This window comes from Caballeronia sp. TF1N1, from assembly GCF_022878925.1.
Classification (GTDB): domain Bacteria; phylum Pseudomonadota; class Gammaproteobacteria; order Burkholderiales; family Burkholderiaceae; genus Caballeronia.
Window position 1 is genome coordinate 975,109 of record NZ_CP084627.1, and the last position, 12,395, is coordinate 987,503.

General features: G+C 60.8%; 16 protein-coding genes. 12 read left to right on the plus strand and 4 right to left on the minus strand.

From position 1 onward, the window contains the following. Nucleotides 1–416 precede the first annotated feature (416 nt). The 4 genes from LDZ28_RS18530 to LDZ28_RS18540 all read left to right on the plus strand — a co-directional run bounded on the left by LDZ28_RS18530 (nucleotide 417) and on the right by LDZ28_RS18540 (nucleotide 1,969). Nucleotides 417–581 carry a hypothetical protein gene (locus LDZ28_RS18530; RefSeq protein WP_244828466.1) on the plus strand — a complete coding sequence of 55 codons (165 nt, stop codon included), beginning with the start codon at nucleotides 417–419 and terminating at the stop codon, nucleotides 579–581. Beyond that, on the plus strand, nucleotides 578–700 hold the full coding sequence (locus LDZ28_RS32680) for a hypothetical protein (protein WP_255784610.1): 123 nt from the start codon (nucleotides 578–580) through the stop codon (nucleotides 698–700). Before LDZ28_RS18530 ends, LDZ28_RS32680 begins: the two co-directional genes overlap by 4 nt. A gap of 262 nt (nucleotides 701–962) precedes the next feature. Next, nucleotides 963–1,382: a hypothetical protein gene (locus LDZ28_RS18535; protein WP_244828467.1), complete on the plus strand. Its 420-nt coding sequence runs from the start codon at nucleotides 963–965 to the stop codon at nucleotides 1,380–1,382. Between the two features lie 17 nt (nucleotides 1,383–1,399). Continuing rightward, nucleotides 1,400–1,969 carry a hypothetical protein gene (locus LDZ28_RS18540; RefSeq protein ID WP_244828468.1) on the plus strand — a complete coding sequence of 190 codons (570 nt, stop codon included), beginning with the start codon at nucleotides 1,400–1,402 and terminating at the stop codon, nucleotides 1,967–1,969. A gap of 18 nt (nucleotides 1,970–1,987) precedes the next feature. On the opposite strand, the gene LDZ28_RS18545 is transcribed toward LDZ28_RS18540, so the two are convergent. Then, nucleotides 1,988–2,236 (minus strand): hypothetical protein, encoded by a 249-nt coding sequence (locus LDZ28_RS18545; protein WP_244828469.1) that lies wholly within the window; start codon nucleotides 2,234–2,236, stop codon nucleotides 1,988–1,990. Nucleotides 2,237–2,270: 34 nt separating this feature from the next. Here LDZ28_RS18545 and LDZ28_RS18550 point away from each other — a divergent pair, with 34 nt between their 5' ends. The 5 genes from LDZ28_RS18550 to LDZ28_RS18570 all read left to right on the plus strand — a co-directional run bounded on the left by LDZ28_RS18550 (nucleotide 2,271) and on the right by LDZ28_RS18570 (nucleotide 6,570). Next, nucleotides 2,271–2,606 carry a hypothetical protein gene (locus tag LDZ28_RS18550; RefSeq protein ID WP_244828470.1) on the plus strand — a complete coding sequence of 112 codons (336 nt, stop codon included), beginning with the start codon at nucleotides 2,271–2,273 and terminating at the stop codon, nucleotides 2,604–2,606. Nucleotides 2,607–2,651: 45 nt separating this feature from the next. Further along, on the plus strand, nucleotides 2,652–2,894 hold the full coding sequence (locus tag LDZ28_RS18555) for a hypothetical protein (RefSeq protein ID WP_244828471.1): 243 nt from the start codon (nucleotides 2,652–2,654) through the stop codon (nucleotides 2,892–2,894). A 511-nt stretch (nucleotides 2,895–3,405) separates the two neighbouring features. After that, nucleotides 3,406–4,716: an MFS transporter gene (locus LDZ28_RS18560; protein WP_244828472.1), complete on the plus strand. Its 1,311-nt coding sequence runs from the start codon at nucleotides 3,406–3,408 to the stop codon at nucleotides 4,714–4,716. 122 nt (nucleotides 4,717–4,838) lie between these two features. Beyond that, entirely contained in the window at nucleotides 4,839–6,296 is a 1,458-nt protein-coding gene (locus LDZ28_RS18565) for an MFS transporter (RefSeq protein WP_244828473.1), read from the plus strand. A 106-nt stretch (nucleotides 6,297–6,402) separates the two neighbouring features. Further along, nucleotides 6,403–6,570 (plus strand): hypothetical protein, encoded by a 168-nt coding sequence (locus LDZ28_RS18570; protein WP_244828474.1) that lies wholly within the window; start codon nucleotides 6,403–6,405, stop codon nucleotides 6,568–6,570. A gap of 221 nt (nucleotides 6,571–6,791) precedes the next feature. On the opposite strand, the gene LDZ28_RS18575 is transcribed toward LDZ28_RS18570, so the two are convergent. Both LDZ28_RS18575 and LDZ28_RS18580 read right to left on the minus strand, forming a co-directional pair. Further along, nucleotides 6,792–7,064, minus strand: coding sequence for a hypothetical protein (locus LDZ28_RS18575; protein ID WP_244828475.1), 273 nt, complete (start codon nucleotides 7,062–7,064; stop codon nucleotides 6,792–6,794). 63 nt (nucleotides 7,065–7,127) lie between these two features. Continuing rightward, a complete protein-coding gene (locus LDZ28_RS18580; protein WP_370652215.1) occupies nucleotides 7,128–8,009 on the minus strand; it encodes a helix-turn-helix domain-containing protein in 882 nt (293 codons plus the stop codon). Between the two features lie 254 nt (nucleotides 8,010–8,263). Between LDZ28_RS18580 and motA the strand changes: the two genes are divergently transcribed. Both motA and motB read left to right on the plus strand, forming a co-directional pair. After that, nucleotides 8,264–9,133, plus strand: coding sequence for a flagellar motor stator protein MotA (gene motA / locus LDZ28_RS18585; RefSeq protein ID WP_244828477.1), 870 nt, complete (start codon nucleotides 8,264–8,266; stop codon nucleotides 9,131–9,133). 33 nt (nucleotides 9,134–9,166) lie between these two features. Then, entirely contained in the window at nucleotides 9,167–10,147 is a 981-nt protein-coding gene (gene motB / locus LDZ28_RS18590; protein WP_244828478.1) for a flagellar motor protein MotB, read from the plus strand. A 67-nt stretch (nucleotides 10,148–10,214) separates the two neighbouring features. Here motB and LDZ28_RS18595 read toward each other — a convergent pair whose 3' ends face one another. Continuing rightward, complete coding sequence (locus tag LDZ28_RS18595) at nucleotides 10,215–11,546, minus strand: Nramp family divalent metal transporter (protein ID WP_244828481.1); 1,332 nt, start codon at nucleotides 11,544–11,546, stop codon at nucleotides 10,215–10,217. Nucleotides 11,547–11,862: 316 nt separating this feature from the next. Between LDZ28_RS18595 and LDZ28_RS18600 the strand changes: the two genes are divergently transcribed. After that, entirely contained in the window at nucleotides 11,863–12,144 is a 282-nt protein-coding gene (locus LDZ28_RS18600; RefSeq protein WP_244828483.1) for a DUF4148 domain-containing protein, read from the plus strand. The last annotated feature ends 251 nt before the right edge of the window (nucleotides 12,145–12,395 follow it).

The window sequence follows — 12,395 nt, forward strand, 5'->3', positions numbered from 1 at the left end:
TCAATTACCTTTTCGCCGTCAACTTCTGGCGCCACACGACGCACCGCCCACAACAATCATTACCAAATGGCGAACAAATGCGTCGGCTGCACGAAATCGAGACGCTTAGCGCCTCGATAGACATAACGAGTGACGAAAAAGAGACATGTCAACCGTTGCAACGGAAGATTGAGAGAAAAATAGGCATACCTATATAGGCAAAACGATCGCCTCATTACCATCCTAACGAAGAAAATTACCATTTGGTATTGACATGTCGATTACTCGTTAGTAATATCTATTCCATGCACTCACCCACCGATCTCGGGAGACGAACATGGGAAAGCTCGCAGCATTAGTAAGCGCCGGTCTCGTCGTTGGCATCCTCGCGACGGCGGGTGGTCTTTGGCTCATGACCATCTGAACGGGGATAGACGATGGAACGCGCAATCAACGATAACGACCTGCTTCGCGATGTCGAGCGCTTGCAGGACGCCAACACCCTCATCAAAGCGGTAGGAATCGGAAGCCTGTATGCCATTGCCATCGCATGCGTCTGGTTCCTCTGTGTCGCTGCACCGGCAGGAGCGCTCTGGAAATGAGCATCCTCAAGATCTGGGGCGTCGTCCTCATCGTCGCGGCCGTGTTCCTGGCCATCGATTCTGAAACGTCTCAACGCAAGGCTGAAATGGAACGCTGCGCGCATACGCGCTGCATCTGATAACTGATCCCGGAAAAATTCACCATGCTCCATGCAATCTCGATAGGACTCCTAGTCGCTTGGCCGGTCGGCGCGGTGCTCGTAGTTTTGTTTGTTCGCGGCGCCGCGACGTTGGAAAAGCGGCAGAAATGGCTCGATTCGGTACAGATTCAGCAGCCCGCGTCGCACTGAATTTCAACCCCAGGGAGCGGCCCGGCGCTATATCCGGGACACATTCATAACCGCAGCGCGACGGTCTCGCGCATTACACGAGGAGTTTCACATGTTTCGCAAAGCAATCGTAGCAGCCGCAGTCGCATCGATCTTCAACGTCGCCCACGCAACCGACAGCTTCAACGTCGGCGCCGGCTTTAGCAGCTCGGTCACGCTCTCGGGCGGATCGATGGCTTCGTCCGGCTCGAACGGCAACGGATACAGCACGCAATCGTCGAACAGCGCGGCATCGGGTTACGCCGCTGGCGGCACGGCAATGGGAGTCGGCGCAGTCGGCTCGTATGCGTACAACGGCGTGGGCGCTATTGGTGCCGGCGGTTCGTTCTCGGGCGCGGTTGGCGGCAGCAACACGACGTCGGCGAGCAACGGCTACACGTCTGGCGACGGGTACGGCGCTACGAAGGGCGGCGCGGGTGTCGATTATTCGGCCGGCGGTTACAGCGGTCTGAGCGGTTCGTACGCGTACTAATCCCAAATGAAGAGGCCGTGAGTGCTAGGAACACCCACGGCCTGACTCCACACGAGGAAGGAGCCACCATGAAAACAAGTCTCACGGCCATTGCAATCGTAGCATTTCTCGGAACAGCCCATGCGCACGCGCAGAGCACTTCGACCGCGCAACAGACGAGCACGTCGCAGTCTGTTGCTCAGGGTTCCATCCAATTTAGTCAGACGCCGGAGCACACGACCGAGACGGTACGTAATGTTTCCTCGCCGGTTCTCGGTGCTTATGCGTCGAGTTTTTCGCAGTTCAACTGCGGGCAGACGACGCAAGGCGGCTTTGCAGTCGCTGGTTTCTCCGGCGTATTTGGGTCGAGCAAAGACCAGAAATCTTGTGTGCTCGAAGTAGCAGCCGCTGAGCAAGCTCGCCAGGCAACGATTGATCCGGACGCGCGCGATGCGCTGCTCGAATCGGCAGTCGGGATTCGTTGCCAGATAAACGAAGAGATCTACAACGCAATGCGCGACGCTGGCTTCGAGTGCAAGCGCAAGCCGAAGGAACTCATCTCGCGCACCGACTCGCAGCCGGAGTCGACGCGTATTGCAGGGAACTGAGTGCTATGACATTTAGACCTAAATCCGCCTCTCGTTTGACGCGATCAAGCGATCAATCTCTTCTTTTGCTGCTTGTTCCGCTTCGGCAATAGTCGTATCGCGGTCTGCGGTAGGCCTTGAGGCAACGTCATGCATTCCTCGCTTCTCTGTTCCCGGATCGGATTTGATAGGCACAAACGTGTAGATCCAATTCCATCGATTTTGCGGGTCGCGGAAGACTTGCACGCCGATCGAATATCCCTTGTATTGAAATTCCGAGTCAGACATCGCGTACCTCCGATTCAAAAAAGGAAAGCCTAGCATGAGCACGAAGCACACACCTGGACCATGGTCGATTTGGACCAGCAACTCGTATCGTCGTATCGGCAGCGACGCGCCGCGCGGCGGGGAAGTTCTCTGCGGATCAGTTCAGCGCGACGGTTGCGCCGATCTGTATTTCCCGAACGGCGGTTATGAAGGACCGGACGCGCGCCTCGTCACTGCCGCGCCCGATTTGCTTGCATCGCTGCGCACGACCGTTTCGATGCTTCAAGGCACCTTGCTGATCATCACGGACAAAGATGCGCGCGCAATGGCCAAGGAAGCCATTGCCGAAGCGCGCGCCGCCATCGCCAAGGCAACCGGAGAGAAAGCCTAAGACCACCGGGCGCGGTATCGCACCCGCGCCATAAAGGAGAAGAACGTGAAAACAAAACATACACCTGGACCGTGGAATCCAAGTGTTGAGACCGGATTTGTTTATTCCGTTCACCACTGTCTTATCGCCGAAGTCTATTCGGGCGACGGTCACGGGCAGCAATCTGCCAACGCTCGCTTGATAGCAGCAGCGCCTGAGTTGCTCGAAGTGCTGATCGCCATAAACGATTACGTCAGCAACCCGATCGCATTTTCCGGTTCGGCGGATAAAGGAGAAGAACGTGAGTGAGAAGAACAAAGATGGCCCGGCGTTTCGATCAGTTATCCCGCTTGTTACAGAAAATTCAAAGCGTGTACCGCTTGAGCCAACTCGCGAAATGATTGACGTAAATACAGGCGGCATTCTGGGCAGACCTGTTTCCCTTTCCCATCGGACTCATCCGAATTTGTCAACGCATGTGACGATTTCGACACCGTGTCGCACGCACAACCATCTCGAAAATAGATCGGCCGTTCTGCCGGAGGTGGCCTTTCATCCTGTAACATCGCGCGTCTGGCTTGAACGTCCCCGTTTGCGAGCTCTTACCGATGTCTCGCAAAGGAACGCTGCCGCGCGACTCCGAGTCGTTCGCGCAGCGCGGCCGCCGGGCGCGATACGACAATGCGTCCGTCGGGCTCATCATCCGGTCCTTGATTCGCGCTCACCCGGCGCGTCTTGAAAAGCCGCAGGACAACGCCTCTTCTTGCGCGGCACGTCCCGACACGTGCGCGGCTCTTTTCATTTACGGGTTCTTTTTTCGATGCACGCAACACCTCTGCCCGGCGCCTCGGACACCACGAGCGCCGCAGGCCGCCGTCTCACGCGCGGCGACTATAAAACGCTCACCCTCGCCGCACTTGGCGGCGCTCTCGAGTTCTACGACTTCATCATTTTCGTGTTCTTCGCGCCGGTGATCGGCCAGCTGTTCTTTCCCGCCACGATTCCTGACTGGCTGCGGCAACTGCAGACTTTCGGCATCTTCGCGGCGGGTTATCTTGCCCGGCCGCTGGGCGGTATCGTCATGGCGCATTTCGGCGATCTGCTCGGCCGCAAACGTATGTTCACGCTCTCCGTGCTGCTGATGTCGGTGCCGACGCTCCTGATGGGCCTGCTGCCCACTTACGCTTCGATTGGCATGATGGCGCCCGTTCTGCTGCTCCTCTTTCGCGTGATGCAAGGCGCGGCCGTCGGCGGCGAAGTGCCTGGCGCGTGGGTTTTCGTGTCGGAGCACGTGCCGAATCGTCATGTCGGCTACGCGTGCGGCACGCTCACGGCGGGACTGACGGCCGGCATTCTGCTCGGTTCGCTGGTCGCGACCGCGATCAACAAGAGCTTCGCGCCGGCGCAAGTCGCGGACTTCGCGTGGCGTCTGCCGTTCCTGCTCGGCGGATTATTCGGGCTGTGCTCGGTGTATCTGCGACGCTGGCTGCATGAAACGCCCGTGTTCGCCGAACTGCAAAAGCGCAAGTCGCTTGCCGCCGAGATTCCGCTCAAAGCCGTGCTGCGGGATCATGGCCGCGCCGTGATCGTGTCGATGCTGCTCACGTGGATGCTTTCCGCGGCTATCGTCGTGGTCATTCTGATGACGCCGACGCTCGTGCAGAAGCAATTCCACATCGCGCCGGCGACCGTGCTCGCGGCCAATTGCGTGGCGACGCTGTTCTTGACCATCGGTTGCGTGCTGGCGGGCGCGATTGCGGGGCGCATCGGCGCGGGCAGGACGATTTTCATCGGCGCGATTGCGCTCGGCGTGTCGTATTACCTGCTGTTCCGGCAAGTTTCGCTCGATACGTCCGTGCTCTTGCCGTGGTACGCGTGCGCGGGCTTCACGGTTGGCGTGATCGGCGCGATTCCGTTCGTCATGGTGAAAGCGTTTCCGCCCGCCATTCGCTTTTCGGGCATCTCGTTTTCGTACAACGTCGCCTATGCCGTTTTCGGCGGACTCACGCCGATCGTCGTTTCGCTGATGATGAAATCCAGTCCGATGGCGCCCGTGATCTACGTCTGCGCGCTGTGCGCGGTGGGCGCGGTGACTACGCTGTTTATCCGGGAAGCGGCGGTCGAGGCCTGAACGGCGGGCCTGATCCGATCACGCAACGCGCACTCCCCGTGAGTGCGCTTTTTTCGCCTTGAACCGCCACGTTTCACCCGTGCCTGAAACATCGAGCGTGCGCCGCGTCTAGCATTGAGGGCATGAACTCGAACCTCGATCTCGATCCCAAAACGTCGCGCCTGAGCGCGCGTCAGGTGCTCATCGTTGCCGCCACCAGCGTCGGCTTCGTCGTCTCGCAACTCGATGTATCCATCGTCAATGTGGCGCTGGCGAGTATCGGTCACGACCTGCACGCGAACGTCGCGAGTCTGCAATGGACCATCGATAGCTACGCGCTCGCCTTTTCCGCGCTGATGCTTTCCGCCGGCTCGCTCGGCGATCGCATCGGCGCGCGGCGGCTGTTTGCGGGCGGGCTCGCCTTGTTCGCGCTGGCGTCGCTCGCGTGCGCGTTCTCGCGCGATGCCCCGCAGTTGATCGCGGCCCGCGCGCTGCAAGGAATCGGCGCGGCGGCGATGCTGCCCAATTCGCTCGCGCTGCTCAACGCAGCCTGCGGTCACGATCCGCGTTTGCGCGCGCGCGCGGTGGGTCTGTGGACGGCTGCGGGCTCGATTTCGATCGCGGCCGGGCCGATCGTCGGCGGTGTGCTGATCGCGGCGTTCGGCTGGCGCAGCATCTTCTGGGTCAACGTGCCGATCTGTGCGGCGGGCATAGCGGCGACGCTCGCGTGGGTCCGCGAAACACCCGCGCAACCTGGAAGCGGTCGCGGCGCGCGCGGTATCGACCTGCCCGGTCAGGCGCTTGCCGTGATCGCGCTCACGGCGCTCGTCGGCGCGGTCATCGAGATGCGGCCGCTCGGACTCACGCATCCGCTCGTGCTCGGCGGGGTTGCGCTGGCGTTGCTGGCGGGCGCGTCGTTCGTCGTGATCGAAGGCCGCACACGCTCGCCGATGCTTCCGCTCGCGCTCTTCAAGGAGCGCACCTTCAGCGCGGCGGTGGTGTTCGGTATCGGCGTGAATCTTACCTACTATGGGATGGTGTTCGTGCTGAGTCTGTACTTGCAGCGCGTGCTCGGACATACGCCCTTGCAGACCGGTCTCGCTTTTCTGCCGCTGACGGGCGGCTTTCTGCTGTCGAATCTGGCGAGCGGACCGGTCGTCGCGCGTTTCGGCTCGCGTGCGCCGATGATCGCCGGCGCGCTTATCGACGCCGCCGGTTTCGCGGCGCTCGTTTTCGTCGATGCCCACACGCCCACGCTCGCGCTCATCGTGCCGTTCCTCCTGATTCCAACCGGCATGGGCGTCGCGGTTCCGGCAATGACCACCGCGCTTCTCGGCACGGTCGGTCAGGAGCGCGCGGGCACGGCGTCCGCAGTATTGAATACGGCGCGGCAGGCGGCGGGCGCAATCGGCGTGGCGGCATTCGGCGCGCTCGCGGGACATGGCGAAGGCGGCGCGGCAACGGCGCAGATCGTCGATGCGGTGCGCTGGTCGGCGGGCATATCCGTCGCGCTTCTAGTCTGCGCTTGCTTCAGCGGGTTTCTCGTGCGCGATGCGCGTGGCAATCGCCCGGTGAGCGCGGCTCGGCAGGCGACGGAGTAGTGCGACGAGACTCGGGAACGCGCGTTGCAGACGCATGAGGGACGCCCGGCATCGACGAAACCGTGCCGGTCACACACGAACTGCATACTCTGGAGAACACCCCATCATGTCGACGATGCCCCGCTCACCCGAAGAGCCGATGGAACCGGACCCGGACAAGCTGCTCGACCCCGACGCGGCGCCGAATCCCGATGATCCGGACATGCCCGATGGCCCGGATTCAGCGACGCCACTCGTTCCCGCCGATCCGAGGAATGGGCAGCCGCGCCTTTGAACACGCGCGTTGTTCGAGCGGCGCTGCTTTCGTGAAACGGACCGCGCGGCTCCGCTGAATTCCGGCGCCGGTCGAGGTCACGCCTAACTGACCGCAGAGACGGCAGACCGAGAGCCTAAGCAGCGCGCTGTCTGGCTCGCACTATCTTCCAAACACAGAAAGCACAACGCCCGCGCGACCGAACATCCCCGCGCGGGCGTTGTTTACTGTCTAAACCAAAATTACAAATTCGTAGTTTGCACGGCACCCGTCTGCAGGGCGCGCTCGATCAAGCCTTCCTCCTGCGCCCGCTTCACGGCATCCGCGACGAACGTATCCGGCGCCTCGACTTCCGCTTTGATGGCACCGATAATGCCGCCCGCCTCCACGATCACGAGCGATTCCGCCGAATCCGCCCGGCTGATGATGACGCGCCGGGGACCGCCGCCGTCCGCGATACTCGCGCAGAACTGCATGCTTTGCCCGCCGATTACTTGTTCGAATGTTTGAATCATCGCTGTCTTCCGCGTTGGTTGGACAAAAGCCATGGTTAGCCGCTTCGCTAAAACGCCGCGTGCTCATTCATTGATTCGCGCCGCGTCGTCAGGTTCAATTTTGTAAGCTGATGGCCGTGAGCGCAACGACATCTCCGCGAGCGCAGTAGCCGTAAATTCGTCGGCGGGAAAAAATGCCTCGATTGCCAACTCGGATAGCGTGATGTCTACCGGCGTGCCGAATACCGTCGTCGTGCTCAGAAACGACAGTGTGCCGTGCGGCGTCAAAAGGCGCAGCGGCACGACCACGGGATCGAGTTCGGCACTCCTCGCCTTACCGGCATGCGGCGGCGTTGGATACGCCTCGAGTTCCACGAGCAGCGCGGCGAGCGTGGCGTCTCCAGAAACCTCGATCTGCCGACGCACACGCGCCAGTAGATGCCCGCGCCATTCGTGCCAGTTCTCGATTGCGTGAGCCAAGCCCTGTGGATGCAGCGACAAGCGCAGCACGTTCACGGGCGGCGCGAGTAGCGACGCATCCGCCGCGAGCGCAACCAGCGCCGCCACGGCGGCGTTGCCAGCAATCATCGTCCAGTGACGATCGACGGCCAACGCCGGATACGGCTCGTGTCCCTTGAGCACGAGTTCGACGGCACGGCGCGCGGCATCGAGTTGCGGATCGGCGAACGGGCGTTCGCGATATAGCGGCGCATAACCCGCCGCCATCAGAAGCGTATTGCGCTCGCGCAGCGGCACATCGAGTTGCTCGGCCAGGCGCATGAGCATCTCGCGGCTCGGCAGCGATCGCCCTGATTCGATGAAACTCAGATGACGCGTCGATACCTCAGCGTCGCCAGCCAGGTCGAGCTGGCTCATGCGCCGTTTCTGGCGCCATTCACGCAACAGCGCGCCGACCGTCGCGCGCGGCGCGACACTCGATGCAACGAACGCAAGAGTCGAATTCATGCCGCCGATGTTAGTCGATTCGTCCATCCGCGATCCATTACCTCACGCGTAATGACCGGTCAAAGTTGCGTCGAATGCGCTCGTAACATTTACCTCGCAAACCATTGCGCAGAAATCTTTGCGCGCGTAACCCTAAATCTCGGGTGGTCCGCGCCGTTAAAAGCCATCAACAAGCCAATAAAGTTTCGCGTGCCGTGCGTGTCTCATGTCGAGCTCGCAGTGCTCGCGACGCCCTGACTTCTTGCGGAGAGATCATGTTTGTCATTATCGGTTGGGTAGTGGTCATCGGTTCGGTGATCGGGAGTTTTATCGGCGTCGGCGGGCATCTGGCGGCGCTGGTTCAGCCGTTCGAGTTGCTGTGTATTTTCGGGGCGGCAATCGGCGCGTTCGTCGTGTCGAATCCGACCGCAACGCTCAAGAAGACCTTGCAAGGTCTGCCGAAGGCCTTCAAGGGCGGCGCCTACACGAAAGAGAAATACCTTGCGCTGATCGCGCTGCTCTATGAGCTGCTGCAAAAGGCCCGCAAGGAAGGGATGATGGCGCTCGAAGCCGACGTCGATGCTCCCGAAGCCAGCCCCGTGTTCCAGAAGTACGAACACGTGATGAACGATCATCATCTGCTCGAATTCATCGTCGACTATCTGCGCATGATGTCCGCAGGCAACGTCAACGCGATGGAAATGCAGGACCTGATGGACGAAGAACTCGAAACGCATCACACCGAAAGCGCCATTGCCGGTAACGCAATTCAGAAGATGGCGGACGGCTTGCCGGCGTTCGGTATCGTCGCGGCGGTGATGGGCGTGGTGCACACCATGGGCTCGGTCGGCGCCGCGCCCGCCGTGCTCGGCGAGATGATCGCGGGTGCGCTCGTCGGAACCTTCCTCGGCATTCTGCTCGCATACGGTTTCTTCGGACCGCTCGCTGACTTGCTCAACGCAAAGGGCGCGGCCGAAGCCAAGCCGTTCCAGTGCGTGAAGTCCGTGTTGCTCGCGTCGATGAACGGCTACGCGCCGACCATCGCCGTCGAGTTCGGCCGCAAGGTGCTCTTCACGGCGGACCGTCCGAGTTTCAAGGAACTGGACGACGCCGTGCGCGCCACCAAGATGCCGAAGTCCGCTTAAAGCCGCTCGCGCTCATTACCGGAAAACACGTTCATGGCTGAGAAACCTTCACGCGATCCGCTGCAATCCGTGCTCGCGCCGACCATCATCGTGCGCCGCAAGAAGAAGGCGCACGGACACGGTCATCATGGCGGCGCATGGAAGATTGCCTACGCCGACTTCGTCACCGCGATGATGGCCTTCTTTCTCTTGATGTGGCTGCTGGGCTCCACGTCGAAGTACGACAAGGAAGGCATCGAGGACTACTTCAACACACCGCTCTCCGCGCTCTTCGGCAACGACGGCGGCGCATCCGCGCACACGAGCGTGATTCCAGGCGGCGGACGCGATTTGTCGAGCACGCGTCCCGGCGAAGGCAAGAAGAGCCAGACTCAGCCGGTGCCGCCGCAAATCGCGCGTGCCGCCGTCGCCGCGGACGACATGCAGCGCCTGCAGCAACTGAAGCAGAAGCTGCAAGCGCTGATCGAACAGACGCCTGCATTGAAAGCGTTCAAGGATCAGATTCGGATCGCGATCACGAGCGAAGGCTTGCGTATCGAGATTGTCGATTCGCTCAAGCGGCCCATGTTCGCGTCGGGCAGCTTCAAGCTCGAAAGCTACGTGACGACGATTCTCACGAATATCGGCGCGTCGTTGAATGACGTCGATAACCGCGTGTCTATCGCCGGTCACACGGACGCCGTGCCCTACTCCGGCAATCAGACGGGCTACTCGAACTGGGAGCTGTCGAGCGAGCGTGCCAACTCCGCGCGCCGGGCGCTGGTCAGCGGCGGCATGAAGGAAAGCAAGATTCTTCAGGTGCGCGGTCTCGCCGATGCACTGCCGCTCAATAAGGACGTTGCCGACGAACCGACCAACCGCCGTATCAGTATTCTCGTGCTGAACAAGGCTGCGGAACAGGCATTCTTCCGCGATGGCGGCCGCACGACGGTGGATCAGACCTTGCCTCCCGAAACCGCGATTCCGGCGGCCGTGGCGGCGAAATCGACCGCACCGGCAGCGGTGGTCAAGTAAGCTCCAGCCTTCATCGACAGATGCGCCATGCACGAATCACGCGTGCATGGCGCTTTCTTTTATGCGCTCAGGAAAGCCAGTCGCTCACGGTCTGCACGACGAGCCACACATTCGCCACGCTGATCACGACGAACAAGAGCCACGCCAGCAGCTTCGTGGTCATGGCATTGGCGAACTCGCCCATCAGCGTGCGATCGCTCGTCATGCGAATGAGCGGCCACAATGCAAACGGCAATTGCAGGCTCAGCACGACCTGACTCGCGACCAGCAGCTTGCCGACCGCGCCGTTGCCCATCGCATACACGCCGATCAGCGCGGGCACGAGCGCGAGCGCACGCGTGATGAAACGCCGCTGATAGCACGGAATCTTCAAGTGCAGGAAGCCTTCCATGATGACCTGGCCCGCGATGGTGCCGGTAAACGTCGAGCTTTGTCCCGAAGCGAATAGCGTCACCGCGAAGAGAACCGCGGCCAGCCCGGTGCCGACGATAGGCGCCAGCAGCTTGTAGGCATCTTCGATCTCGGTGACTTGCGTATGCCCTGTCGCATGAAACGCCGATGCCGCGAGAATCAGAATTGCCGCGTTGATGAGCAACGCAAGCACGAGCGCGACGATAGTGTCGATGCGTGACAAGCCGATGGCCGACGCCAGGCTCTTCTTATCGCGCTGAACCACGCGCGTTTGCACGATCGACGAATGCAGATAGAGGTTATGCGGCATCACGGTTGCGCCGAGAATGCCGATGGCGAGATACAGCGGCTCGCGCTGCGAGAAGAGGCTGATCGAAGGCACGAGACCTGCGGCGACCGAAGCCCAATGCGGCTTCACGAGCACGAGTTCGACAATATAACCAAGCCCGATGGTCGCAATCAAACCCAGCATGATGGCTTCGAGATCGCGAAAGTTCTTGCCCTTGAGACCGAGCACGATGAGCGTATCGAACGCGGTGAAGATCACGCCCCACATCAGCGAGCAGCCAAACAGCAAGTGAAACGCGAGCGCACCGCCGAGCACTTCGGCGAGATCGCACGCGATGATCGAGAGTTCGGCGAGCGCCCATTGCGCATGAGCGACGGGCTTTGCGTAGCGTTCGCGTGATAGCTGCGCGAGATCGCGTCCGGTGACAATGCCGAGGCGCATCGACAGACATTGCAGCACCATCGCCGCAAGGCTCGAAAGCACGACCACGAAAAGCAGGTCGTAGCCATAGCGCGATCCGGCTTCGATATCGGTGGCCCAATTGCCCGGGTCCATATAACCGATGGAGATGAGCAGCCCCGGCCCCGCGAACTGCAGCAGCTTTTTCCAGGACGACGCGCCAGGCGCGACGGCGACGGAGCCTTTGACTTCAGACGGACAGAATGGCGCGGTGGCCGTGGTCGGCAGCTTGAACGGCAATTGACGGTCCCGGTGTCGATGTTTAAACGAAAGATGTTTGAACGAAAGCGAGCGTCACTGAAACGAACCATGCCTTTGTCTTACAGGACGCTCGAAGCTCGCGAGTCTATCATCGGGCGCTCGCCGCCACAGGCGAAAACGTTTGTGACAGCGCATGCTTCAATCTGACCAAAGCGCCATTTGACCGCCAGCATCTCGTCACGGTGCGAGACATAGAATCGGTGCCGTGGCGGTGGTGGGTGTAACGAGCTTCATGTCGCTCGAAACCACGAAACCGCACGCCGCGAATCGTCCTTAACTTTTCAGGGAGTTCGCCATGAAACTACTCGCTCGCATCGCTATCGTTACGTTGGCCGCAGCGCCACTTGCCGCCTTTGCTCAAAGCGAAGGACTCACCCGTGCACAGGTCAGACAGGATCTCGTCAAGGTCGAACAAGCCGGCTACAACCCGTCGGAGCGCGATGCGTTTTACCCGAACGATATCCAGGCCGCCGAACAGAAGGTCTCGAACCCGTCGTATGGCGCATCGTCGGAAGGCTCGTCGGCGTCGGGACAACCGACCATGACGACCACGCCGCTCGGCCAGACTCCGCAATAACGTCATTCAACAGTCACGCCATTCCGAACGAGGCCAGCGCGGCTGCCGCTGAATTGAAGCGATCCCGCGCCGTCTCACTGCGGTACTCGCATTGCCCTTCGCGCAATGCATCGACGTACTTTCCGATTACGTTCACCTTCCAGTGCGCGCTGCCGGCTTTCCTTTCGAGCGCTTAGGATTACGCACGCCTTTCATTTCACGCAAGATGACGAAATAGCCATTTTCGCGTCATTATCTCGTTGGTACGCTGC

Excerpts from the sequence above, each read along its gene's own strand:
- LDZ28_RS32680 (WP_255784610.1), top strand. The coding sequence starts at position 578 with ATGAGCATCCTCAAGATCTGGGGCGTCGTCCTCATCGTCGCGGCCGTG.
- LDZ28_RS18570 (WP_244828474.1), top strand. The coding sequence starts at position 6,403 with ATGTCGACGATGCCCCGCTCACCCGAAGAGCCGATGGAACCGGACCCG.
- motA (WP_244828477.1), top strand. The coding sequence starts at position 8,264 with ATGTTTGTCATTATCGGTTGGGTAGTGGTCATCGGTTCGGTGATCGGG.
- LDZ28_RS18560 (WP_244828472.1), top strand. The coding sequence starts at position 3,406 with ATGCACGCAACACCTCTGCCCGGCGCCTCGGACACCACGAGCGCCGCA.
- LDZ28_RS18580 (WP_370652215.1), bottom strand. The coding sequence starts at position 8,009 with ATGAATTCGACTCTTGCGTTCGTTGCATCGAGTGTCGCGCCGCGCGCG.
- LDZ28_RS18565 (WP_244828473.1), top strand. The coding sequence starts at position 4,839 with ATGAACTCGAACCTCGATCTCGATCCCAAAACGTCGCGCCTGAGCGCG.
- LDZ28_RS18545 (WP_244828469.1), bottom strand. The coding sequence starts at position 2,236 with ATGTCTGACTCGGAATTTCAATACAAGGGATATTCGATCGGCGTGCAA.
- LDZ28_RS18535 (WP_244828467.1), top strand. The coding sequence starts at position 963 with ATGTTTCGCAAAGCAATCGTAGCAGCCGCAGTCGCATCGATCTTCAAC.
- LDZ28_RS18575 (WP_244828475.1), bottom strand. The coding sequence starts at position 7,064 with ATGATTCAAACATTCGAACAAGTAATCGGCGGGCAAAGCATGCAGTTC.
- LDZ28_RS18600 (WP_244828483.1), top strand. The coding sequence starts at position 11,863 with ATGAAACTACTCGCTCGCATCGCTATCGTTACGTTGGCCGCAGCGCCA.
- LDZ28_RS18530 (WP_244828466.1), top strand. The coding sequence starts at position 417 with ATGGAACGCGCAATCAACGATAACGACCTGCTTCGCGATGTCGAGCGC.
- motB (WP_244828478.1), top strand. The coding sequence starts at position 9,167 with ATGGCTGAGAAACCTTCACGCGATCCGCTGCAATCCGTGCTCGCGCCG.
- LDZ28_RS18550 (WP_244828470.1), top strand. The coding sequence starts at position 2,271 with ATGAGCACGAAGCACACACCTGGACCATGGTCGATTTGGACCAGCAAC.